This is a genomic window from Pseudomonas asplenii, assembly GCF_900105475.1.
In the GTDB taxonomy this organism is placed as follows: domain Bacteria; phylum Pseudomonadota; class Gammaproteobacteria; order Pseudomonadales; family Pseudomonadaceae; genus Aquipseudomonas; species Aquipseudomonas asplenii.
Genome location: NZ_LT629777.1, coordinates 1,588,994 through 1,611,161, shown reverse-complemented (window position 1 = coordinate 1,611,161; position 22,168 = coordinate 1,588,994). Strand labels below are relative to the sequence as shown.

Below are 22,168 nucleotides of genomic sequence, written 5' to 3'. Positions count from 1 at the left end.
TAAGGCAAGGGACTAGACCATGCATTTCACCATTCAACGCGAAGCCCTGTTGAAACCCCTGCAACTGGTCGCAGGCGTCGTCGAGCGCCGCCAGACCTTGCCGGTACTTTCCAATGTGCTGCTGGTCGTCGAAGGCCAGCAACTGTCGCTGACCGGTACCGACCTGGAGGTCGAACTGGTCGGCCGCGTCCAGCTCGAGGAGCCTGCCGAACCCGGTGAAATCACCGTGCCGGCGCGCAAGCTGATGGATATCTGCAAAAGCCTGCCGAACGATGCCCTGATCGACATCAAGGTCGACGAGCAGAAACTGGTGGTCAAGGCTGGCCGTAGCCGCTTCACCCTGTCGACCCTGCCGGCCAACGACTTCCCGACCGTGGAAGAAGGTCCGGGCTCGCTGACCTGCAGCCTGGAGCAGAGCAAGCTGCGCCGTTTGATCGAGCGTACCAGCTTCGCCATGGCTCAGCAGGATGTGCGCTACTACCTCAACGGTATGCTGCTCGAAGTGTCCGCCGGTGTGATTCGCGCCGTGGCCACCGATGGTCACCGTCTGGCGATGTGTTCCATGCAGGCCGACATCGGTCAGCCGGATCGGCACCAGGTCATCGTGCCGCGCAAGGGTATTCTGGAACTGGCCCGCCTGCTGACCGAGCCGGAAGGTAATGTCAGCATCGTTCTCGGCCAACACCACATCCGCGCGACCACTGGCGAATTCACTTTCACCTCGAAGCTGGTCGATGGCAAGTTCCCCGACTACGAGCGCGTCCTGCCAAAAGGTGGCGACAAACTGGTACTGGGCGATCGCCAGGCCCTGCGTGAAGCTTTCAGCCGCACTGCGATCCTGTCCAACGAGAAGTACCGCGGTATCCGTCTGCAACTGGCCAGTGGTCAATTGAAGATCCAGGCGAACAACCCGGAGCAGGAAGAAGCGGAAGAAGAAGTGGGCGTCGACTACAACGGTGGCTCCCTGGAAATCGGTTTCAACGTCAGCTACCTGCTGGATGTGCTGGGCGTGATGACCACCGAGCAGGTGCGCCTGATCCTGTCCGACTCCAATAGCAGTGCGTTGCTGCAGGAATCGGACAATGACGATTCGGCCTACGTCGTCATGCCGATGCGTCTGTAACCGTGCCCCTTCTTTCTATGTTCAGCACACGCTAGATGTCCCTCAGTCGTGTTTCGGTCACCGCGGTGCGCAACCTGCACCCGGTGACCTTCTCCCCCTCCCCGCGCATCAATATCCTTTACGGCGCCAACGGCAGCGGAAAAACCAGCGTACTGGAAGCGATCCACCTGTTGGGGTTGGCCCGTTCGTTCCGCAGTACCCGCCTGTTGCCGGTGATTCAGTACGAGCAGTTGGCGTGTACGGTGTTCGGCCAGGTCGAACTCGCCGAAGGGGGACACAGTGCCTTGGGGATATCGCGTGATCGCCAGGGTGAATTCCAGATCCGCATCGATGGCCAGAACGCCAGGAGCGCAGCTCAACTGGCGGAAATTCTGCCGCTGCAACTGATCAACCCGGACAGTTTCCGTTTGCTGGAAGGTGCCCCGAAGATTCGCCGACAGTTCCTCGACTGGGGAGTGTTCCACGTGGAACCACGCTTCATGTCGACCTGGCAGCGCTTGCAGAAGGCCCTGCGGCAGCGGAACTCATGGCTGCGGCATGGTACACTTGACGCCGCTTCGCAAGCGGCCTGGGACCGGGAACTGTGCCTGGCCAGTGCCGAAATCGATGAATACCGCCGCGCCTATATCAAAGCCTTGAAACCAGTCTTTGAGCAGACCTTGAGCGAGCTGGTCGAGCTCGAGGGGCTGACGCTGAGCTATTACCGTGGTTGGGACAAGGAAAAAGAGCTGAGCAACGTGCTCGCCTCCTCCCTACAGCGGGACCAGCAAATGGGTCATACCCAAGCCGGACCACAGCGAGCTGATTTGCGCCTCCGATTGGGTGCACACAATGCCGCAGACATTCTGTCGCGGGGTCAGCAAAAGTTGGTGGTCTGTGCGCTGCGCATTGCCCAGGGGCATCTGGTCAGCCAGGCCCGGCGTGGACAATGTATTTATCTGGTGGATGACTTGCCGTCCGAACTGGACGACCAGCATCGCCGTGCATTATGTCGCTTGCTAGACGAATTACGCTGCCAGGTATTCATCACCTGTGTAGACCACGAATTACTGAGGGAAGGCTGGCAGACGGAAACGCCAGTTGCTTTGTTCCACGTGGAACAAGGCTGTATCACCCAGATCCACGACCATCGGGAGTGAAGGCATGAGCGAAGAAAATACGTACGACTCGACCAGCATCAAGGTGCTGAAAGGTTTGGATGCCGTACGCAAACGTCCCGGTATGTACATTGGCGACACCGATGATGGTAGCGGTCTGCACCACATGGTGTTCGAGGTGCTCGACAACTCCATCGACGAAGCACTGGCTGGCTACTGCGACGATATCTGCGTGACCATTCACCCGGACGAGTCGATCTCCGTTCGCGATAACGGTCGCGGCATCCCGGTTGATGTGCACAAGGAAGAAGGCGTCTCCGCAGCCGAGGTCATCATGACCGTACTGCACGCCGGCGGTAAGTTCGACGACAACTCCTATAAGGTTTCCGGTGGTCTGCACGGTGTGGGTGTTTCGGTAGTGAACGCCCTGTCCGAAGAGTTGGTCCTGACCGTGCGCCGCAGCGGCAAGATCTGGGAACAGACCTACGTCCATGGCGTACCTCAGGCTCCGATGGCGATCGTCGGTGACAGCGAAACCACGGGTACCCAGATCCACTTCAAGGCTTCCGCCGAAACCTTCAAGAACATCCACTTCAGCTGGGACATCCTGGCCAAGCGGATTCGCGAACTGTCCTTCCTCAACTCCGGTGTCGGCATCCTGTTGCGTGACGAGCGCACCGGCAAGGAAGAGGTTTTCAGGTACGAGGGGGGGCTGCGTGCCTTCGTCGAATACCTGAACACCAACAAGACCACGGTCAACCAGGTGTTCCACTTCAACATCCAGCGTGAAGATGGAATCGGTGTTGAAGTCGCCCTGCAGTGGAACGACAGCTTCAACGAAAACCTGCTGTGCTTTACCAACAACATTCCCCAGCGTGATGGCGGTACCCACCTGGTGGGCTTCCGTTCCGCGCTGACCCGTAACCTGAACAACTACATCGAGCAGGAAGGTCTGGCGAAGAAGCACAAGGTCGCCACCACCGGTGATGATGCTCGTGAAGGTCTTACCGCGATCATCTCGGTCAAGGTGCCCGATCCCAAGTTCAGTTCCCAGACCAAGGACAAGCTGGTGTCGTCCGAGGTCAAGGGTGCGGTCGAGCAGGAAATGGGCAAGTACTTCTCCGACTTCCTGCTGGAAAACCCCAACGAAGCCAAGCTGGTGGTCGGCAAGATGATCGACGCCGCCCGTGCCCGTGAAGCGGCGCGCAAGGCGCGTGAAATGACCCGCCGTAAAGGCGCACTGGATATTGCCGGCCTGCCGGGAAAACTGGCGGACTGCCAGGAAAAGGACCCTGCCCTTTCCGAACTGTATCTGGTCGAGGGTGACTCCGCAGGCGGTTCCGCCAAGCAGGGTCGCAACCGTCGTACCCAGGCGATCCTGCCGCTCAAGGGCAAGATCCTCAACGTCGAGAAAGCCCGTTTCGACAAGATGATCTCGTCCCAGGAAGTGGGCACGCTGATCACCGCGCTGGGCTGTGGCATCGGTCGCGAAGAGTACAACATCGAGAAGCTGCGTTATCACAACATCATCATCATGACCGATGCTGACGTCGACGGTTCGCACATCCGTACCCTGCTGCTGACCTTCTTCTTCCGTCAGTTGCCGGAGCTGATCGAGCGCGGCTACATCTACATTGCCCAGCCACCGCTGTACAAGGTGAAGAAAGGCAAGCAGGAGCAGTACATCAAGGACGACGATGCCATGGAAGAATACATGACGCAGTCGGCCCTTGAAGATGCCAGCCTGCACCTGGGCGAAGGTGCACCGGGTGTTTCCGGCGAGGCCCTGGAGCGTCTGGTCAATGATTTCCGCATGGTGATGAAGACTCTCAAGCGCCTGTCGCGTATCTATCCACAGGAGCTGACCGAGCACTTCATCTACCTGCCGGCGGTAAGCCTTGAGCAACTGGGCGACCATTCGGCCATGCAGGATTGGCTGGCTCAGTACGAGGCTCGCCTGCGCTTGAACGAGAAGTCCGGCCTGGTCTACAAGGCCAGCCTGCGCGAAGATCGCGAGCGTAATATCTGGCTGCCTGAGGTCGAACTGATCTCCCACGGCCTGTCGAGCTACGTCACCTTCAACCGTGACTTCTTCGGCAGCAACGACTACAAGACCGTGGTCACCCTGGGCGCGCAACTGAGCTCGCTGCTCGACGAAGGTGCCTACATCCAGCGTGGCGAACGCAAGAAAGCCGTGCGCGAATTCAAGGAAGCCTTGGACTGGTTGATGGCTGAAAGCACCAAGCGCCACACCATCCAGCGATACAAAGGTCTGGGCGAGATGAACCCGGATCAGCTGTGGGAAACCACCATGGACCCGACTGTCCGCCGGATGCTGAAAGTGACGATCGAAGACGCCATCGGTGCGGACCAGATCTTCAACACCTTGATGGGCGACGCGGTGGAACCTCGCCGCGACTTCATCGAGAGCAATGCCTTGGCGGTGTCTAACCTGGACTTCTGATCGGTGTAGGTGGGCAAAGTGAGGTGGTTCGGTCAAAGTTAATGGCCTACTGCCCTCCTCTTGGCAAACCCCGGTTGACTGAAAGGTCTGCCGGGGTTTTGTTATTCTGGAGTTTCATCCTCGTGTGATGGAGCTACCGGCTAGCGTGCAGGGCTACGTCATCGTCCATGAGCTGTGCCATACCGTGGAAAAACCATACAAAGGCTTTTTGGGGCGCTAGTGGCCAGCCATATGCTGGATTGGCAGAGGCAGCATAAGGTGCTGGAGCAGGATGCTTTTGGGGATGCGGTGTGAGGGTGCCATGGCTATCTAAACTTGATTAAACTTGATTTTTTTGAACAGGGCACTACACTGGTCAGCTATGCAAAATACCCTTCATGTCGAGTCGCTCCGCGCGGCTCTAGCCCAGCGTGGCTGGACACAAAAAGACCTAGCGGAACAGTTGGGGGTTTCGGCACAGTCCGTGACCAACTGGTTCAAAGGTAAGGATTTCCCGCGCCCAGACAAACTGCTCAAGCTGGCGACAACCCTACATCTGCCTTTTGCTCAGTTGGTAGAGCCGCCCAAGGATCAGCCTATCGTGGCTTTCCGTAAGCGAGCCGGAACCAAGACCACGGATGCGCACATTGCCAAGGCTATCGGCATCGGTGGTTTGCTTAAGCCCCTCGTGGACTTTCTGCCAAAACTGCCGACCTTGCGTACTCAAATATCTTCACCATCTACGTCATATGCACGACTGCAAAGCGATGCATTACAGGTACGCAGTAAGCTGGGAATGGGTGAGCGCAGCGTCCTTGGTTACCAAGCGCTGATTGGTGAATTCAAGTCGTGTGGTGCTGTGCTCGTGCCGGTGCTCTGGGGACAAAAACAGCAGCACAAGAATGCGCTGCATATTTTGTTGCCGTCTTCTGACGTGACGTTTGTATTCGTCAACCTGGATACGAAACTGGAAGACTTCAAATTTTGGATGGCCCACGAGCTGGCGCATGTCTATACCCCAGAGCTAGCCGGAAGCGATGAAGGGGAAGATTTTGCCGATGCTTTTGCAGGTGCACTACTGTTTCCGGAAGCCTGCGCTGAGCTAGCGTATGCCGAAGCGGCGAAAGCGTCTGGCGCTGCTGGGGAAATTCCCGTCCTGCAAAAATTCGCGGTACAGCATGAGATTTCGTTGAACACGGTGTTCCATCAGGTTCAGGCTTATGCACAGGAGCATCAGCTCCAGCCGCTACGAGTGGCTGATAAGACCATTCATGCTGTACGGAACAGCTCAGCACCTCAATGGGTGAGTGCGCTCTTGTTTGACCCTGCTCCGCCTAAGCCTGCGCATTACATTGCTGCCGCAGAAAACGTCTTCCAGTCGGCGTTTTTCCATGCGCTGAAGTGCATGATTCGTGAACACGGCACGGGCGCATCTTATGTTCAGCAGATTATGGACATTTCACTTGTGGATGCGATTGGGATCCATGAGGAACTGGTGAGTTGAGTTCTGCGCAGACGCTGGTACTGCTAGATACGAATGCCTATCTCCGTCTCGCCAAGCGTGTAAGGCCGATGCTTGGCGTCGCGTTTGGTCAAAAAAACTATGTGCTGACCATTCTGAAAGACGTAGAGACGGAAGTGCATCGTAACGGTGCGCTGAAGTTTAAATACCCTTGGTTCGACGGCGAGGATATAGCTGCTGAACGCGGGGCGAAGCAGGTGCGCCTCAAGGCGGAAGAAAAGGCCAAGCTGGATGCAGCACAAAGCGTATTGCACGGTTGGGTTTTGATGAACCCGGTTGCCTATACCACACGTAAGCGCTCTCCTCCGTCATCAACAGACTGTCGAGTTCTGGCCTTCGGTCAAATCAGAGATGCCATTGTGGTCACCGATGATTTGGGGATGCATCAATTGGCCGCCGACTTTGGCATTACGATTTGGCATGGCCATGAGTTGCTGAAAAAAATGCTGACGGCAAAATTGATCACCAACGATCAGGTTAGGGAAATTTTTGAGGCCCTTGAACTCAATGGTGATTTGACCGAAACCTGGCGCGAAGCCAAGCACTCAACCTTTCCCAAGCTCTTTGGTAAGGCTTAAGAAAGTGTAGTGGTCAACTGATCCCGGACACCTGTGCAAGTAGCTGAGTTGCTACTAGGCCCACGTTACGGAGAGGTTTGGCCGGATGCCCGCGCGCGGTTGGTCAATTTTTCTATTGGATTGAGACTGCCAAACACCTAGTCATCACAGTGTCGAAGACCATTTCGTTGACTCCAACAAAATGGTCCTTTTGGGATCTGGTTCGAAACGGGACCTGAATGATGTCCATCTCTCGCGTTATGCTCGTTATGAAGATCTACCTATCCCTGAGAAAAGCATCAAACAACTCGAAGCTGCGGCCAAGAAACTGAAATAGAGTCAGCCGCTATCTATTCTGCAAGTAAAGTTACTTGCTCCGAAGCGCACAGCTCCAGCAGAAAATCCCACACCACTCTCAGCCGTACCGACTTGTGCAGCTCCCGGCGAGTGCTCATCCAGTAACTGCGCTGGATCGTCTCCTGGGGCAGTATCCGCACCAGTTCCGGGTCGTCCTTGGCCATGTAGTTGGGCAGCACCGCGATGCCCAGTCCGGCTCGGGCAGCGATCTGTTGGGCGATGACGCTGGTGCTGCGGAAAATCACGTTGGGCGAGCGGCAGAAGTCATCGAGAAAGAGTAATTCCTGGCTGAACAGCAAGTCGTCGACATAGCCGATCCACTGATGCTGCGCAAGGTCGTCGCGGCTCTTCAGGCGCGGCGCCCGGGCCAGGTAGGTGGGACTGGCATAGAGCGCCAGGCGGTAGTCGGTGAGCTTGCGGGTGATCAGCATGTCGGCATGCGGACGGTCCAGATGGATGCTGATTTCCGCTTCGCGGTTGAGGATGCTGACAAAACGCGGTACCGCCACCTGCTCCACTTCCAGCCCCGGATAGCGCTCGAACAGCGTTCCCAGGCGTGAAGTGAGAAACATGATGCCAATGCCTTCGGTAACCCCCAGGCGAATCTTGCCCAGCGGCGCAATGGCCTGGGTGATCTCCTCCTGAGCCAGCAGCGCGACGTTCTCCATCGCCTCGGCATGCTTGAGCAGGGCCTGGCCTGCAGGTGTCAGTTCGTAGCCTTGGGCATGCTGGACGAACAGCGCGGTGCCCAGGCTCTGCTCAATGGTTTCGATATGCCGGGCCACGGTGCTATGAGTAGTGTTCAGCCGCTTGGCCGCAATCAGCAAGCGCCCGCTGCGCTGCAGCTCCAGGAAAAAACGCAGATCATTCCAGTCAAACATGGAGCTTCCTTGTGAATCGTGGGGTTCACTTGCCTTGCTTGAAAACGCACAGCACTTGCGCAAAAACGAAGGTTTTCATCCCGAAAATAATCAATAACATGGGCTTATACAAGAACAATAAAGGCGAGGTCTGCGATGGCATCTCCCCATTTGCCCTATGACTATGTGATCGTCGGTGCCGGACCTGCTGGCTGCGTACTGGCCAATCGGCTTTCTGCCGACCCAAGCAACAAGGTGCTGCTGCTCGAAGCCGGTGGCCGGGACAATTACCCCTGGATTCATATTCCAGTGGGCTACCTGTTCTGCATCGGCAATCCCCGTACCGACTGGTGCTTCAAGACCCAATCCCAACCCGGCCTGCAAGGCCGCAGCCTGAGTTATCCCCGGGGTAAGGTGTTGGGCGGGTGTTCCTCCATCAATGGCATGATCTACATGCGTGGCCAGGCCGGCGACTATGACCACTGGGCCGAGCAGGGTAATCCGGGCTGGGCCTGGAAGGACCTGCTGCCGCTGTTCAAGCGCAGCGAAAACCACTTCGGCGGTGCTGACGATTTCCACAGTGACGCGGGTGAATGGCGGGTGGAACAGCAACGTTATTCCTGGCCGATCCTCGATGCTTTCCGTGAGGCGGCTGCGGAAAACGGTATCGCCAGCGTCAGTGATTTCAATACGGGTGATAACCAGGGCTGTGGATACTTTCAGGTAAACCAGCGTTCCGGCGTGCGTTGGAACTCGGCCAAGGCGTTCCTGCGGCCGGCGCTCAAACGCCCCAACCTGACCATCCTGACTGACGTTCAGGTTGACCGGGTCAGTCTGGAAGGTGGCCGGGCAAGCGCGGTTGTGGCCCGTTGGCAGGGCGAGGAACACACGTTTTCAGCCCGCCGGGAAATCATCCTCTGCGCCGGTTCGGTCGGCTCACCCGGGATTCTGCAACGTTCCGGCATCGGCCCGCGTCCGTTGCTGGAAAGCCTGGGGATTGGTGTTCGTCACGAACTGCCAGGCGTGGGGGGGAACCTGCAGGATCACCTGCAACTGCGGCTGATCTACAAACTGAGCAATGCCCGTACCCTCAATCAAATGGCCAACAGCCTGTGGGGCAAGGCCGGCATGGGCCTGCGTTATCTCTATGATCGCAGTGGACCGTTGGCGATGGCCCCGAGTCAGCTGGGGGCGTTCGTCAAATCGAGCCCGGAGCAGGCGTCAGCGAATCTGCAATATCACGTGCAGCCATTATCGCTGGAGCGCTTTGGCGAGCCACTGCATCGTTTCCCGGCTTTCACCGCCTCGGTGTGCAACCTGCGTCCGCAGAGCCGTGGCCGGATCGATATCCGCTCGGCCAACCCGGACGATGCGCCGCTGATCGATCCCAATTACCTCAGTGATCCCGAAGACCTGAAAGTCGCCGCCCAATCCATTCGTCTGACCCGGCAGATCGTCTCCTCCCCTGCCCTGCGCCAATATTCACCCGAGGAGTACCTACCCGGCCCGGCGTTGCAGACCGAGGAACAGTTGCACGAAGCGGCGGCGAAGATCGGGACTACCATCTTTCATCCGGTGGGTACTTGCCGGATGGGCAACACTGCACTGGATGTCGTCGATGCCCGCTTGCGAGTGCATGGCGTACCCGGCCTGCGGGTGGCGGATGCCTCGATCATGCCGCAGATCACTTCGGGCAACACCTGCTCGCCGACGGTGATGATTGCCGAGAAAGCCGCGCAGATGATCCTGGCGGACGTGCGCGTAGGTGCACAGGCGGTGATGGCGTGAACAGCGCGATCTTGTAGGCGCGGGCAAGTCGGATCGCCGCACCGTCTGCTCTTACAGGATTGTGCTGTTCAAAACCAATGGCGGGTGCAAGGGAGATCAGCAGCACAGCAAAACAGGGGTTCCGGTAGCAGTCAGCCGGAATCCACAGTGGAACAACAAGAATAATCACTGTGGCCCACGAGGCCGAGGACATCACTTATGTCGGACTACATCCAGCAACAGTCGGCGTCTGTCTCCAAGAGCACCGGCAAAGAAGAACGCAAGATCATTTTCGCGTCATCCCTCGGGACGGTTTTCGAGTGGTATGACTTTTTTCTCTACGGCGCCCTGGCTGCGGTGATCAGCAAACAGTTCTTTGCCGGAGTCAACGACACCACCGCGTTCATCTTCGCCCTGATGGCCTTCGCTGCCGGCTTCCTGGTGCGACCGTTCGGTGCGCTGGTGTTCGGGCGGTTGGGGGACATGATCGGACGCAAGTACACCTTCCTCATTACGATCATCCTGATGGGCCTGTCGACCTTTGCCGTCGGTCTGCTGCCAACCTATGCCAGCATCGGCATTGCCGCACCGATCATCCTGGTCCTGCTGCGCATGCTCCAGGGCCTGGCGCTGGGCGGGGAGTATGGCGGCGCCGCGACCTACGTCGCCGAGCACGCGCCCGCTGGCAAGCGTGGTTTGCACACGGGCTGGATCCAGTCCACCGCGACCCTCGGTCTGCTGCTGTCGTTGCTGGTGGTTCTGGCCAGCCGCTATATCAGTGGCGACCAGTTCGAAACCTGGGGCTGGCGCCTGCCGTTCCTGCTGTCGATCGTCCTGCTGGGGATCTCTACCTGGATCCGCATGAGCATGCATGAATCGCCGGCTTTCGTGAAAATGAAGGCCCAGGGCAAGACGAGTCGTTCGCCGATCCGTGAGTCGTTCGGCTCCTGGCAGAACCTGAAAATCGTGCTGACCGCCCTCTTCAGCATCAACGCCGGACAGGCGGTGACCTTCTACACTGCCCAGTTCTACGTGCTGTTCTTCATGACGCAGATGCTCAAGATGGACCCGGCCCAGGCCAACACCTTGCTGATCATCAGCGTGGTGATCGGTGCGCCGTTCTTCGTCCTGTTTGGCTGGCTCTCGGACAAGATCGGCCGCAAGCCGATCCTGATGATCGGCCTGCTGCTGGCGACGGTCTGCTACTTTCCGTTGTTCAAGGCCCTGAGCCACTACGCCAACCCGCAGATCGATGCGGCCAGCCGCCAGGCACCGATCGTGGTAACGGCCGATCCGGCCGGCTGCACCTTCCAGTTCGACCCGGTGGGCAAGGCACGTTTCGACAGCCCTTGCGACAAGGTCAAGACCTTCCTGGTCAAGCAGGGCCTGCCCTATAGTTCCCAATCCGCTGCGCCTGGTACTGAAGTGGTGGTCACGGTGGGCGCGCAAAAGATCAGCGGTTTTGACGAAGCGGCCATGCGCTCGGCGATCACCCAGGCCGGTTATCCTGCCAAGGCTGACGCCGGTTCGGTGAACGAACCGATGGTGGTATTGCTGATCGTATTGATGATCCTGATCGCCACCATGACCTATGGTCCGCTGGCGGCGGTGATGGTCGAACTGTTCCCGACCCGCATTCGCTACACTTCCATGTCGCTGCCCTATCACATCGGCAACGGCTGGTTCGGTGGCTTCCTGCCGACCGTGTCTTTCGCGCTGGTGGTCTATACCGGGGATATCTTCTACGGCCTCTGGTACCCAGTGCTTATCACCGGGGTGAGTCTGGTCGTCGGGCTGTTCTGCCTGAAAGAAACCCGGGATGTGGATATCGACAAGGTCTGAGATATTCGTAGGCATGAAAAACCGGCATTAACGCCGGTTTTTTATCACTCGAAAAACTTATGCACGATCTTCATAAGAAAGTCATACAAGAAAATAAGTATTTAAATCATCTACTTACATGACTTTTTTGAGAAAAAATAAAATCTTGTGCACAAGTTATCCACAGATTGGTCAGGCGGTGCTGGGAGCCTCGGCAGCCGCAGCCGGCGGCAGTGAGCCCATCTCCCGCTGGGTATTCTCGTTCCAGGCCTGGGCCCTTTCGTTCAGGTCGGCAATTGCCCGGGGGCCAGTGCCTTCGGCGAACATCGGGGCACCGATCACGACGGTGATAGTGCCAGGGTTCTTCGCCCAGCCGGACTTGGGCCAGAACCTGCCTGCGTTGTGGGCAATCGGCAAAACCGGTAGCCCGGCGTTCACCGCCAGGGCCGTACCACCACGGGAAAACTTGCCGACCGTGCCGTAGGGCACACGGGTACCTTCCGGGAAGATCAGCACCCAGGTGTTGTCCTTGAGCAATTCATCGCCCTTTTTCGCCACGTGCTTGAGCGCTTCCTTCGGGTTGTCCCGGTTGATGGCGATCGGTCGCAGCATGGCCATGGCCCAACCGAAGAACGGCACATAGAGCAATTCACGCTTGAGCACCTGGCTCAGGGGCGAGAAATAGGCCGACAGGAAAAACGTCTCCCAGGTGCTCTGGTGGTTCGACAGAATCACACAGGGCCGCTCGGGAACGTTCTCCGCGCCTTTCACCTCGACGTGGATGTTCAGGAACACCTTGGTCAGCCACAAGGCGCAGCGGCACCAGTACACGTTGATGAAACGATAGCGCGCCTTGAACGGCAGGAACGGCGCGATGAAAAAGCTCAGTGAGCACCACAGCAGGGAACTGGTGCCCAGCAGCAGGTAAAAGAAAAAGGTTCTGATGGCCTGCAGAATCGACATGGCGACATTTACCGTTGCGGGCATTGCCCGCCTGTTAATAAGTTAACCCCTGCACAATCCTTGGTCAGGAAGTCAGAAAGGCGCTAATTGTGGATAAGTTCAGCGGCGATGGCAGCCAGATCATCAAAGATCAGCGTGCCCACTGGCAGGTTTTTCCCCACAGTCTTCTCGCCCTTGCCGGTCTTTACCAGAACAGGTTGGCAATCGACGGCGCTGGCGGCTTCCAGGTCACTCAGGCTGTCGCCGACAAACCATAGCCCAGACAGCTCGACAGCGTAATGCGCAGCAATGGTCCTGAGCATGCCGGGCTTGGGCTTGCGGCAATCGCAGCCTTCGTCCGGTCCATGGGGGCAATACACCACCAGGCCGAGTTCGCCACCCTGTTGCGCCACCAGCGAGCGCAGGCGCTCGTGCATGGCGTCCAGCGTGGCCAGATCGTAGTAGCCGCGGGCGATGCCGGACTGGTTGGTAGCCACGGCTACCGTCCAGCCCGCCCTGCTCAACTGCGCGATGGCTTCGATCGATCCGGGGAGCGGAATCCACTCCTCCACCGACTTGATGTAGGCGTCGGAGTCATGATTTATCACACCGTCGCGATCGAGTATCAGCAGCTTCAAGTCGCGTCCTCAGCCCAGCAGCGAAATGTCGGCGACGCCCAGGAACAGGCCACGCAGGCGTGCCAGCAGCGCGTAGCGATTGGCCCGCACGTTGGCATCTTCGGCGTTGACCATCACCGCTTCGAAGAACGCATCGACCGGCTCGCGCAGGGCGGCCAGGCGTGCCAGCGTTTCGTTGTACTGACGGGCGGCGGCCATCGGCTGGACAGCCTGGTCCGCCTGCTGGATCGCCGAGTACAGCGAGAACTCGTTGGCGTTGTCGAAGTACTTCGCTTCGACCGTGGCCGCGATACCGCCCTCGGCCTTGCTCAGCAGGTTCGAGACGCGCTTGTTCACCGCCGCCAGGGCAGCCGCTTCCGGCAACTGGCGGAACTTCTGCACCGCCTGCACACGCTGGTCGAAGTCCAGGGCGGAACCCGGCTTCAGGGCGCGCACCGACAGGTAGGTCGCGACGTCGACGCCTTCGTCTTCATAGCGGGCACGCAGACGATCGAAGATGAACTCCAGCACCTGTTCGGCGAGGCCGGCGGCCTTGACCTTGGCACCGAATGCGTTGACCGCGAAGGCCACGGTCTCGATCAGGTCGAGGTCGAGCTGCTTGTCGATCAGGATGCGCAGCACGCCCAGGGCGGCACGGCGCAGGGCATACGGGTCCTTGCTGCCGGTCGGCAGCATGCCGATACCGAAGATACCGACCAGGGTGTCGAGCTTGTCGGCGATCGCCACGGCGGCACCGGTCAGGGTGCTTGGCAGTTCGGCGGCGCCGGCACCACGCGGCATGTACTGCTCGTTCAGGGCCAGGGCGACGTCTTCCGGCTCTCCATCATTGAGCGCGTAGTAGTAACCGGCGATGCCTTGCATCTCCGGGAACTCGCCGACCATCTCGGTCGCCAGGTCGCACTTGGACAAGAGGCCTGCCCGGGCCGCGCGCTGGGCGTCGGCGCCGATACGCGGGGCGATGAACGCAGCCAGTTTCGACACGCGCTCGGCCTTGTCGTAGACGCTGCCCAGCTTCTCCTGGAACACCACGTTCTGCAGGCGCAGGTTGAAGTCGGCGAGCTTCTGCTTCTTGTCCTGCTTGAAGAAGAACTCGGCGTCGGTCAGGCGCGGGCGCACTACCTTCTCGTTACCGGCGATGATCTGCTTGGGATCCTTGCTCTCGATGTTGGCCACGGTGATGAAGCGCGGCAGCAGCTTGCCATCGACGTCCAGCAGGCAGAAATACTTCTGGTTGTCCTGCATGGTGGTGATCAGCGCTTCCTGAGGCACGTCGAGGAAACGTTCCTCGAACGAGCAAACCAGCGGCACGGGCCATTCGACCAGGGCGGTCACTTCGTCGAGCAGGGCCGGCGGCATGATCGCGGTGCCTTCCTGCAGGGTCGCCAGTTCGGTGGTGCGCTTGCTGATCAGCTCGCGACGCTCGTTGGCATCGGCCAGCACATAGGCGGCACGCAAGTCCTCGAGGTAGCTGGCTGGCGAGCCGATGCGGACGTTTTCCGGGTGGTGGAAACGGTGACCACGGGATTCGCGACCGGCTTTCTGGGCGAGGATGGTGCAATCGATGACCTGGTCACCGAGCAGCATCACCAGCCACTGGGTTGGACGCACGAACTCTTCCTTGCGCGCGGCCCAGCGCATGCGCTTGGGAATCGGCAGGTCGTTCAGCGAGTCTTCGACGATGGTCGGCAGCAGGCTGGCGGTCGGCTTGCCCGGGATGTTCTGGCTATAGCGCAGCTTCGGCCCGCTCTGGTCGATCTCGCTCAACTCGACGCCGCACTTCTTGGCGAAGCCTAGCGCGGCCTGGGTCGGATTACCCTCGGCATCGAAGGCGGCCTGGCGTGGCGGGCCATCGAGGTTGATGCTGCGGTCCGGTTGCTGGGTCTGCAGTTGCTTGAGCACGACGGCCAGGCGGCGCGGCGCGGCATAGACCTGCTTGGCTTCAAAGCTCAGGCCGGCGGTTTGCAGGCCTTTCTCGATACCGGCGAGGAACGCTTCGGCCAGGGTATTGAGGGCCTTGGGTGGCAGTTCTTCAGTGCCCAGTTCTACCAGAAAATCTTGCGCACTCATTGTGCCGCCTCCAACTTAGCCAACACTTCATCACGCAGGTCCGGGGTTGCCATCGGGAAGCCCAGCTTGGCACGGGCCATCAGGTAGGCTTGAGCGACGGAACGCGCCAGGGTGCGCACACGCAGGATGTACTGTTGGCGCGCGGTCACCGAGATGGCCCGGCGAGCGTCCAGCAGGTTGAAGGTGTGCGAGGCCTTGAGGACCATTTCATAGCTCGGCAACGGCAGCGGCTGATCCAGTTCGATCAGGCGCTTGGCTTCGCTTTCATAGAAGTCGAACAGTTCGAACAGCTTCTCGACGTTGGCATGTTCGAAGTTGTAGGTCGATTGCTCCACTTCGTTCTGGTGGAACACATCGCCATAGGTCACCTTGCCGAACGGACCGTCGGCCCAGACCAGGTCGTAGACCGAATCCACGCCCTGCAGGTACATCGCCAGGCGCTCGAGGCCGTAGGTGATTTCGCCAGTGACCGGGTAGCACTCGATGCCACCGGCCTGCTGGAAGTAGGTGAACTGGGTGACTTCCATGCCGTTGAGCCAGACTTCCCAGCCCAGGCCCCAGGCACCGAGGGTCGGCGATTCCCAGTTGTCTTCGACGAAACGGATGTCGTGTACCAGCGGGTCGAGGCCGACGGCCTTGAGCGAGCCCAGGTACAGTTCCTGGAAGTTTTCCGGATTGGGCTTGAGCACGACCTGAAACTGATAGTAGTGCTGCAGACGGTTCGGGTTTTCGCCATAGCGGCCGTCAGTCGGACGACGGCTCGGTTGCACGTAGGCGGCGTTCCAGGTTTCCGGGCCGATGGCGCGCAGGAACGTGGCGGTATGAAAAGTCCCGGCGCCTACTTCCATATCGTAGGGCTGAAGTACCACACAACCTTGCTCGGCCCAGTACTGCTGGAGGGCGAGAATCAAGTCTTGGAAGGTACGCACGGCTGGCGTAGGCTGGCTCACGAAATTCACCTGTTACTTGGGCTGCGATTCAAAAGGCGGGAGTATACCCGATTCGGTCGCCCCTCCACCTCCCCGGAGCCTTATGCCACGCTGCGTTTGGTGCAACGACGATCCCCTGTACAAGGACTATCACGATCAGGAGTGGGGCGTACCGCTGCGCGATGGGCAGCGATTGTTCGAGTTGCTTTTGCTCGAAGGGTTCCAGGCCGGGCTTTCGTGGATCACGATCCTGAAAAAACGTGAGCACTATCGCCAGGTGCTGTTCGGTTTCGATGTGCAGAAAATCGCCGCCATGAGCGACGAATACCTGGAAAACCTGCTGCTCGATCCCGGTATCGTGCGCAACCGCCTGAAGCTCGAAGCGGCCCGGCGCAACGCCCGCGTCTGGTTGACGCTGGAGGATCCGGTGAGCCTGCTCTGGTCCTTCGTCGGTGGTGCGCCGCAGGTCCATCACTTCAAGAACCGCAGCGAGGTCCCGGCGGTCACCGCCGAGGCCGAGGCCATGAGCAAGGCGCTGAAGAAGCTCGGCTTCGGCTTCGTCGGTCCGACCATCTGCTACGCCTTCATGCAGGCCTCGGGCATGGTCATGGACCACACCACCGATTGTGATAGCTATGCCGCGCTGGCCGCACCGCGGCTACAATAGCCGGCTGACGATTAGCCAAGCACACCGGGAGTGACCTGTGGAAAAGTTTAAAGGCGCCATGCTGGTGGGGGCATTGCGTTTGTTTGCGATGCTGCCCTGGCGTGCCGTGCAGCGTGTCGGCTCGGCCATCGGCTGGGTGATGTGGAAGCTGCCCAACCGTTCCCGCGAGGTCGTGCGGATCAACCTGGCCAAGTGCTTTCCCGAACTCGATCCGGTGGCGCGTGAGCAGTTGGTTGGAGAGAGTCTCAAGGATATCGGCAAATCCCTGACCGAAAGCGCCTGTGCCTGGATCTGGCCGGCCCAGCGCTCCATTGACCTGGTGCGCGAAGTCGAAGGCCTCGACGTGCTCAAAGAGGCCCTGGCCTCGGGCAAGGGTGTGGTTGGTATCACCAGCCACCTGGGCAACTGGGAAGTGCTCAATCACTTCTACTGCAGCCAATGCAAACCGATCATTTTCTACCGTCCGCCCAAGCTCAAGGCGGTCGACGAATTGCTGCGCAAGCAACGGGTGCAATTGGGCAACCGGGTAGCGGCTTCGACCAAGGAAGGTATCCTCAGCGTCATCAAGGAAGTGCGCAAGGGTGGTTCGGTGGGCATCCCCGCCGACCCGGAACCGGCCGAATCCGCCGGGATCTTCGTGCCGTTCCTCGGTACCACGGCCCTGACCAGCAAGTTCGTGCCGAACATGCTCGCGGGCGGCAAGGCGGTCGGGGTGTTCCTGCATGCGCTGCGCCTGCCCGACGGGTCGGGGTTCAAGGTGATCCTCGAAGCGGCGCCGCAAGAGATGTACAGCACCGATACCGAAGTGTCGGCGGCGGCCATGAGTCGGGTGGTCGAGCGTTATGTGCGGGCTTATCCGAGCCAGTACATGTGGAGCATGAAGCGCTTCAAGAAGCGGCCGGCGGGTGAACAGCGCTGGTACTGAATCCATTTATTGGCGATCTGTGGATAAGATCTTCGAAGATTTATCCACAGCGATTTTCCCAGGGCGCAAAGATGTCCGAAAACAAGAATTATCTGCGCATCAAGATCCAGCACCCGAGCATTGGTGAATGCCTGGGACGCACGCGCAATCTCTCCAGCCAGGGCGTGTATGTGCAACACCCCGGGCTGTCGCAGTTGGCGACCGGGGCGGTGGTCTACGGCCAGGTGCAGGACCTGCCGGTCGCCGCGCCGCGTATCCGCATGGAAGTGGTCCGGGTCGACGCCGAAGGCATCGGCCTGCGGTTCATTGATCTCTGAGTGCGGTCTTTTCCAGCTTCTTCAGAAATACCGTCATTTCCTTTTCCGCCTGCTTGTCGCCATGGACGCGGGCGGCCTCCAGGCCCTGTTCCCACGCCTGCTTCGCTGCGGCGAGGTCACCGGCGCCCTGATGGGCCTTGCCCAGCAGTTTCCAGGCGGCCGAGTACTTGGGGTCGAGGGTCACGCAGCGTTGCAGATGCTCGGCGGCACGAGCCTGGTCGCCGAGGTCCAGGTAACCCTTGCCCAGGCCGAAGCGCAGCAGCGGGTTATCCACACCCTTGGCGAGCATCTTTTCCAGTGATTCGAGCATTGCGATCCTCCTGTTAACGATGATCAAGGGCGAAAGCAGGGTGGTCAGAAAAAGCTCAGGCCCACATGGAACAGCTTCTCCACATCGCGGATATGCTTTTTATCCACAAGGAACAGAATCACATGGTCGCCGGCCTGGATCACCGTGTCGTCGTGGGCGATCAGCACTTCCTCGTCGCGGATGATCGCACCAATGGTGGTCCCTGGCGGCAGGGCGATGTTTTCGATGGCCCGGCCGATGACCTTGCTCGAGTTCATGTCGCCGTGGGCGATCGCCTCGATGGCTTCCGCCGCACCCCGGCGCAGCGAATGCACGCTGACGATATCGCCGCGGCGCACGTGAGTGAGCAGGGTGCCGATGGTCGCCAGTTGCGGGCTGATGGCGATATCGATGTCGCCGCCCTGGATCAGGTCGACGTAGGCCGGGTTGTTGATGATGGTCATGACCTTCTTCGCGCCCATGCGCTTGGCCAGCAGCGAGGACATGATGTTGGCCTCGTCGTCGTTGGTCAGTGCGAGGAACAGGTCGGCATCATTGATGTTCTCTTCCATCAGCAGGTCGCGGTCCGAAGCACTGCCCTGCAGCACCACGGTGCTGTCGAGGGTGTCGGACAGCTGCCGGCAACGGGCCGCGTTCATCTCGATGATCTTTACCTGGTAGCGGCTTTCGATCGCTTCGGCCAGACGTTCGCCGATCTGCCCGCCGCCAGCAATGACGATGCGCTTGTTGCTCTCGTCGAGCCGACGCATTTCACTCATCACCGCACGAATATGCGCCTTGGCGGCGATGAAAAATACCTCGTCATCGGCCTCGATCACCGTATCGCCACGGGGCATGATCGGCCGGTCGCGGCGGAAGATCGCCGCCACTCGGGTGTCGCCATTGGGCATGTGTTCGCGCAGCTGACGCAGTTGCTGGCCCACCAGCGGCCCGCCGTAGTAGGCCTTGATCGCCACCAATTGGGCCTTGCCCTCGGCGAAGTCGATCACCTGCAAGGCGCCGGGGGTTTCGATCAGACGCTTGATGTAGTTGGTGACCACCTGTTCGGGGCTGATCAGCACGTCCACCGGGATCGCGTCGTTGTCGAACAACTCGTTGCGGGTCAGGTAGGCCGACTCGCGCACCCGGGCGATCTTGGTCGGGGTGTGGAACAGGGTATGGGCGACCTGGCAGGCGACCATGTTGGTCTCATCGCTGTTGGTCACCGCCACCAGCATGTCGGCATCGTCCGCGCCGGCTTGGCGCAGGATGGTCGGGAACGAGGCGCGGCCCTGTACGGTGCGGATGTCCAGGCGGTCGCCGAGATTGCGCAGGCGTTCGCCATCGGTGTCGACCACGGTGATGTCGTTGGCTTCGCTGGCCAGGTGTTCGGCCAGCGTTCCGCCGACCTGGCCTGCGCCGAGAATGATGATTTTCATCGGGTAGCTTTCATCCCTGTCGCTCCGTTTCGAGCCGATCAGCCGCGAGCGGCGGCGATCTTGATCAGTTTGGCGTAGTAGAAACCATCGTGGCCGCCTTCCTGCGCCAGCAGTTGCCGGCCATGGGGCTGCTTGATGCCGAAGCTGCCGGCAATATCCAGCTCGCGGGCCCCGGAGGTGCGGGCCAGGAAGGCCTCGATCACTTCGGTGTTTTCCGTTGGCAGGGTCGAGCAGGTGGCGTAGAGCAGGATGCCGCCGACTTCCAGGGTGGTCCACATCGCATCCAGCAGTTCACCTTGCAGGCTGGCCAGGGCGGCGATGTCGTCGGGTTGGCGGGTCAGCTTGATGTCTGGATGGCGACGGATGACGCCGGTGGCCGAGCAAGGCGCGTCGAGCAGGATCCGCTGGAACGGCTTGCCGTCCCACCAAGTGGCGGTGTCGCGGCCATCGGCGGCGATCAGTTCGGCTTCAAGCCCGAGGCGCTCGAGGTTCTCGCGCACGCGCAGCAGACGCTTGGCCTCCAGGTCGACGGCGACCACCCCGGCCAGTTGCGGCTGGGCTTCGAGGATATGGCAGGTCTTGCCGCCTGGCGCACAGCAGGCATCCAGCACCCGTTGGCCGGGGGCCAGGTCGAGCAGGTCGGCAGCCAGTTGTGCGGCTTCGTCCTGGACGCTGATCCAGCCTTCGGCAAAGCCTGGCAGGTCGCGCACGTCGCAGGCTGCGTCGAGCACGATGCCGTCACGGCTGTAATTGCACGGCTGGGCCGCGACCGTGGCATCGGCCAGCAGCTTGAGGTAGGCGTCGCGACTGTGATGGCGGCGGTTTACCCGCAGGATCATCGGCGGGTGGGCATTGTTTGCCGCGCAGATGGCTTCCCACTGCTCTGGCCAAAAGGCTTTCAGCGACTTCTGCAGCCAACGCGGGTGGGCGGTACGTACCACCGGATCACGCTCCAGCTCGGCCAGCAGCTCGCTGCTTTCGCGTTGGGCGCGGCGCAGCACGGCATTGAGCAGGCCCTTGGCCCAGGGTTTCTTCAGCTTGTCGGCGCAACCGACGGTCTCGCCGATGGCGGCGTGGGCCGGGATGCGGGTGTAGAGCAACTGGTAGAGGCCCACCAGCAGCAGCGCCTCGACATCGGCGTCAGCGGCCTTGAAGGGTTTCTGCAGCAGCTTGGCCGCCAGCGCCGCCAGCCGTGGCTGCCAGCGGGCGGCGCCGAACGCCAGGTCCTGGGTCAGGCCGCGATCGCGGGCCTCGACCTTGTCCAGTTGCGTCGGCAGCGAGCTGTTGAGCGAGGCCTTGCCGCTGAGTACGGCGGCCAGTGCCTTGGCGGCGGCCAGACGTGGATTCATTGGCCGAGCACCGTACCGAGGGCGAATTTCTCCCGGCGGCTGTTGAACAGGTCGCTGAAGTTCAGCGCCTTGCCACCGGGCAGCTGCAGGCGTGTCAGGCACAGCGCGCCGTGGCCGGTGGCGACGATCAGGCCGTCCTTGCTCGCGGCGAGGATTTCACCGGGCTGGCCTTGGCCTTCTGCGGTGCTGGCAGCCAGCACTTTCAGGGCTTCGCCGTTGAGGCTGCTGTGGCAGATCGGCCACGGATTGAATGCGCGGATCAGCCGCTCCAGTTCGACGGCCGGTCGCTGCCAGTCAAGGCGCGCCTCGTCCTTGTTCAGCTTGTGGGCGTAGGTGGCCAGGCTGTCGTCCTGTACCTCGCCGACCAGGGTGCCATCGGCCAGGCCGGCGATGGCCTGGAGCACGGCGGGCGGGCCGAGTTCGGCCAGGCGGTCATGCAGGCTGCCGCCGGTGTCTTCGGCGCTGATCGGGGTGACGGTCTTGAGCAGCATCGGCCCGGTGTCCAGGCCGGCTTCCATGCGCATCACGGTGACGCCGCTTTCTGCGTCGCCGGCTTCCACTGCACGCTGGATCGGCGCCGCACCGCGCCAGCGCGGCAACAGCGAGGCGTGGCTGTTGATGCAGCCCAGGCGCGGGATATCCAGCACTACCTGCGGCAGGATCAGGCCGTAGGCGACCACCACCATCAGGTCCGGCTTGAGCGCCGCCAGTTCGGCCTGGGCCTCTGTGTTGCGCAGGGTCGGCGGTTGCAGAACGGCGATGCCGTGCTCCAGCGCCAGTTGCTTGACCGGACTGGGCATCAGCTTCTGCCCACGCCCTGCCGGACGGTCCGGCTGGGTGTAGACCGCAACGATCTCATGGGGGCTGCCGAGCAGGGCCTTGAGGTGTTCGGCGGCGAATTCTGGAGTGCCGGCAAAGACGATGCGCAGTGGCTCAGTCATGGATAGGGCTCGCTTGAGAGAGGACAGGACATTGTCGTAATGCCGTTTTCTGTAGGGGCGTGCGGTGCGGCGATCCGACTTGTCCGCGAATGGGCCTTTGAGACCGCTAAAAGCTTCG

Annotated in this window: 19 protein-coding genes and 1 pseudogene; 11 read left to right on the top strand and 9 right to left on the bottom strand. The window is 60.4% G+C overall.

Features of this window, described 5'->3' with window-relative positions; genetic code table 11:
* The first annotated feature begins 19 nt into the window (after positions 1–19).
* The 6 genes and pseudogenes from dnaN to BLU37_RS07245 all read left to right on the top strand — a co-directional run bounded on the left by dnaN (position 20) and on the right by BLU37_RS07245 (position 6,763).
* The gene (gene dnaN / locus BLU37_RS07270; protein ID WP_010447564.1) at positions 20–1,123 is read left to right on the top strand and encodes a DNA polymerase III subunit beta; all 1,104 of its coding nucleotides are present in this window, start codon (positions 20–22) and stop codon (positions 1,121–1,123) included.
* Between the two features lie 35 nt (positions 1,124–1,158).
* On the top strand, positions 1,159–2,262 hold the full coding sequence (gene recF / locus BLU37_RS07265; RefSeq protein WP_010447561.1) for a DNA replication/repair protein RecF: 1,104 nt from the start codon (positions 1,159–1,161) through the stop codon (positions 2,260–2,262).
* Between the two features lie 4 nt (positions 2,263–2,266).
* Positions 2,267–4,684 (top strand): DNA topoisomerase (ATP-hydrolyzing) subunit B, encoded by a 2,418-nt coding sequence (gene gyrB / locus BLU37_RS07260; protein WP_090203601.1) that lies wholly within the window; start codon positions 2,267–2,269, stop codon positions 4,682–4,684.
* A 106-nt stretch (positions 4,685–4,790) separates the two neighbouring features.
* A pseudogene (locus BLU37_RS29740) lies at positions 4,791–4,978 on the top strand (M48 metallopeptidase family protein); the annotation flags it as partial.
* Between the two features lie 67 nt (positions 4,979–5,045).
* Positions 5,046–6,167: an ImmA/IrrE family metallo-endopeptidase gene (locus tag BLU37_RS07250; protein WP_090203598.1), complete on the top strand. Its 1,122-nt coding sequence runs from the start codon at positions 5,046–5,048 to the stop codon at positions 6,165–6,167.
* Positions 6,164–6,763, top strand: a complete 600-nt coding sequence (locus BLU37_RS07245; RefSeq protein WP_090203596.1) for a hypothetical protein — start codon at positions 6,164–6,166, stop codon at positions 6,761–6,763. The genes BLU37_RS07250 and BLU37_RS07245 overlap by 4 nt, the downstream gene beginning before the upstream one ends.
* Positions 6,764–7,092: 329 nt before the next feature.
* Here BLU37_RS07245 and BLU37_RS07240 read toward each other — a convergent pair whose 3' ends face one another.
* On the bottom strand, positions 7,093–7,980 hold the full coding sequence (locus tag BLU37_RS07240) for a LysR family transcriptional regulator (protein WP_090203593.1): 888 nt from the start codon (positions 7,978–7,980) through the stop codon (positions 7,093–7,095).
* 135 nt (positions 7,981–8,115) lie between these two features.
* Between BLU37_RS07240 and BLU37_RS07235 the strand changes: the two genes are divergently transcribed.
* Together BLU37_RS07235 and BLU37_RS07230 are read left to right on the top strand one after the other, a co-directional pair.
* Positions 8,116–9,747: a GMC family oxidoreductase gene (locus BLU37_RS07235; protein WP_090203589.1), complete on the top strand. Its 1,632-nt coding sequence runs from the start codon at positions 8,116–8,118 to the stop codon at positions 9,745–9,747.
* Between the two features lie 198 nt (positions 9,748–9,945).
* Positions 9,946–11,568, top strand: a complete 1,623-nt coding sequence (locus BLU37_RS07230; protein ID WP_090203586.1) for an MFS transporter — start codon at positions 9,946–9,948, stop codon at positions 11,566–11,568.
* A 171-nt stretch (positions 11,569–11,739) separates the two neighbouring features.
* Here BLU37_RS07230 and BLU37_RS07225 read toward each other — a convergent pair whose 3' ends face one another.
* The 4 genes from BLU37_RS07225 to glyQ all read right to left on the bottom strand — a co-directional run bounded on the left by BLU37_RS07225 (position 11,740) and on the right by glyQ (position 16,144).
* Positions 11,740–12,510 carry a lysophospholipid acyltransferase family protein gene (locus BLU37_RS07225; protein WP_090203583.1) on the bottom strand — a complete coding sequence of 257 codons (771 nt, stop codon included), beginning with the start codon at positions 12,508–12,510 and terminating at the stop codon, positions 11,740–11,742.
* An 83-nt stretch (positions 12,511–12,593) separates the two neighbouring features.
* Positions 12,594–13,127, bottom strand: a complete 534-nt coding sequence (gene gmhB, locus BLU37_RS07220) for a D-glycero-beta-D-manno-heptose 1,7-bisphosphate 7-phosphatase (RefSeq protein WP_090203580.1) — start codon at positions 13,125–13,127, stop codon at positions 12,594–12,596.
* Between the two features lie 9 nt (positions 13,128–13,136).
* Positions 13,137–15,194, bottom strand: coding sequence for a glycine--tRNA ligase subunit beta (gene glyS, locus BLU37_RS07215; RefSeq protein ID WP_010447554.1), 2,058 nt, complete (start codon positions 15,192–15,194; stop codon positions 13,137–13,139).
* A complete protein-coding gene (gene glyQ / locus BLU37_RS07210) occupies positions 15,191–16,144 on the bottom strand; it encodes a glycine--tRNA ligase subunit alpha (protein WP_019361116.1) in 954 nt (317 codons plus the stop codon). The genes glyS and glyQ overlap by 4 nt, the downstream gene beginning before the upstream one ends.
* An 82-nt stretch (positions 16,145–16,226) precedes the next feature.
* On the opposite strand from glyQ, the gene BLU37_RS07205 reads away from it, so the two are divergent.
* The 3 genes from BLU37_RS07205 to BLU37_RS07195 all read left to right on the top strand — a co-directional run bounded on the left by BLU37_RS07205 (position 16,227) and on the right by BLU37_RS07195 (position 18,032).
* Entirely contained in the window at positions 16,227–16,790 is a 564-nt protein-coding gene (locus BLU37_RS07205; RefSeq protein ID WP_090203578.1) for a DNA-3-methyladenine glycosylase I, read from the top strand.
* A gap of 37 nt (positions 16,791–16,827) precedes the next feature.
* Positions 16,828–17,715, top strand: a complete 888-nt coding sequence (locus tag BLU37_RS07200) for a lysophospholipid acyltransferase (protein WP_010447549.1) — start codon at positions 16,828–16,830, stop codon at positions 17,713–17,715.
* A gap of 71 nt (positions 17,716–17,786) precedes the next feature.
* The gene (locus BLU37_RS07195; RefSeq protein ID WP_010447547.1) at positions 17,787–18,032 is read left to right on the top strand and encodes a PilZ domain-containing protein; all 246 of its coding nucleotides are present in this window, start codon (positions 17,787–17,789) and stop codon (positions 18,030–18,032) included.
* On the opposite strand, the gene BLU37_RS07190 is transcribed toward BLU37_RS07195, so the two are convergent.
* From BLU37_RS07190 to fmt, 4 genes are read right to left on the bottom strand one after another with little or no spacing between them, the layout of a single operon-like run.
* Positions 18,019–18,342: a tetratricopeptide repeat protein gene (locus tag BLU37_RS07190; protein WP_090203575.1), complete on the bottom strand. Its 324-nt coding sequence runs from the start codon at positions 18,340–18,342 to the stop codon at positions 18,019–18,021. The genes BLU37_RS07195 and BLU37_RS07190 overlap by 14 nt on opposite strands.
* Positions 18,343–18,386: 44 nt before the next feature.
* Positions 18,387–19,760 (bottom strand): Trk system potassium transporter TrkA, encoded by a 1,374-nt coding sequence (gene trkA, locus BLU37_RS07185; RefSeq protein WP_090203572.1) that lies wholly within the window; start codon positions 19,758–19,760, stop codon positions 18,387–18,389.
* Between the two features lie 38 nt (positions 19,761–19,798).
* Positions 19,799–21,109, bottom strand: coding sequence for a 16S rRNA (cytosine(967)-C(5))-methyltransferase RsmB (rsmB, locus tag BLU37_RS07180; protein ID WP_090203569.1), 1,311 nt, complete (start codon positions 21,107–21,109; stop codon positions 19,799–19,801).
* The gene (gene fmt, locus BLU37_RS07175; protein ID WP_090203567.1) at positions 21,106–22,050 is read right to left on the bottom strand and encodes a methionyl-tRNA formyltransferase; all 945 of its coding nucleotides are present in this window, start codon (positions 22,048–22,050) and stop codon (positions 21,106–21,108) included. The genes rsmB and fmt overlap by 4 nt, the downstream gene beginning before the upstream one ends.
* Positions 22,051–22,168 lie beyond the last annotated feature (118 nt).